This is a genomic window from Pseudomonas sp. GL-RE-26 (assembly GCF_019956275.1).
Lineage (GTDB): Bacteria > Pseudomonadota > Gammaproteobacteria > Pseudomonadales > Pseudomonadaceae > Aquipseudomonas > Aquipseudomonas grandcourensis.
In genome coordinates this window covers 1-1,238 of the sequence record NZ_JAHBDI010000080.1, presented here as the reverse complement: position 1 = coordinate 1,238, position 1,238 = coordinate 1, and the positions used below count along the sequence as shown (strand labels likewise).

The following is a 1,238-nucleotide window of genomic DNA, read 5'->3' as shown; positions in this document are numbered from 1 at the left end:
TGACGGGTCAGGTCGCGGGCGGTAAGAACGACGGCCATTACGCCACCTCCTGGTTCAGCGGGTAGAAGCAGCGAGCGAGGCTGTTGCTTTTCTGGTCAAGGGCCGGACGTTGTTGACGGCAGTTGTCTTTCACGTACGGGCAGCGCGGCGACAGCAGGCAACCCTGCGGACGGTCGTAGCGACCGGGCACGATGCCCGGCAGGGTCGACAGGCGCGCGGCGCCGAGGCTGTGTTCCGGAATCGCCTTGAGCAGCGCTTCGCTGTACGGGTGTGCCGGAATGTCGAACAGTTGCGGCACCTGACCGACTTCGACCGCCTGGCCTGCATACATCACGCACACGCGCTGGGCGGTTTCGGCCACGACGGCGAGGTCGTGGGTGATCAGCACCAGGCCCATGTTCTGCTCTTTCTGCAACGCCAGCAGCAGGTCCATGATCTGCGCCTGAATGGTGACGTCCAGCGCCGTGGTCGGTTCGTCGGCGATCAGCAGTTTCGGTTCACCGGCAATCGCCATGGCAATCGCGACACGCTGGCTCATGCCACCGGACAGTTGATGCGGGTAGGCATCCATGCGGCTGGCGGCACCCGGGATCTCGACTTTTTCCAGCAGTTCGATGGCGCGCTTGCGGGCCGCCTTGCCGGACATTTTCAGGTGCAGGCGCAGCACTTCTTCGATCTGGAAGCCGACGGTGTAGCTCGGGTTCAGCGCGGTCATCGGATCCTGGAAGACCATGGACAGGTCTTTGCCGACGATCTGCCGACGCTGGCGATTGTTGAGCTTGAGCATGTTCTTGCCGTCGAAATTCAGGGCGTCAGCGGTGACGATCCCCGGATGCTCGATCAGGCCCATCAGCGCCATCATGGTCACGGACTTGCCGGAACCCGATTCGCCAACGATGGCCAGCACTTCGCCCTTGTCCACTTGCAGGTCGAGGCCATCGACTACTGGCGTGGCGTTTTTGTCGCCGAAGCGAACGTTGAGATTCTTGATTTCTAGCAGTGACATGGGAATCTCCTCAGGCGGCGTTCTTGAGTTTCGGGTCCAGCGCATCGCGCAGGCCGTCGCCCATCAGGTTGATTGCCAGCACGCTGAGCAAAATGGTCAAACCAGGCAGGCTCACCACCCACCAGGCGCGTTCGATGTAGTCGCGGGCCGAAGCCAGCATGGTGCCCCACTCAGGGGTTGGCGGTTGTACGCCAAGGCCAAGGAAGCCCAGTGCGGCGGCATCGAGGATCGC

At 62.5% G+C, this 1,238-nt stretch carries 2 protein-coding genes; both read right to left on the bottom strand.

Annotated features, from left to right (window positions below):
- Window positions 1-37 precede the first annotated feature (37 nt).
- Window positions 38-1,006, bottom strand: a complete 969-nt coding sequence (locus tag KGB07_RS27625; protein ID WP_008051721.1) for an ABC transporter ATP-binding protein — start codon at window positions 1,004-1,006, stop codon at window positions 38-40.
- Between the two features lie 10 nt (window positions 1,007-1,016).
- Window positions 1,017-1,238, bottom strand: a 222-nt coding sequence (locus tag KGB07_RS27620) for an ABC transporter permease subunit (RefSeq protein WP_370958333.1), incomplete at its 5' end; no start/stop codon positions are given.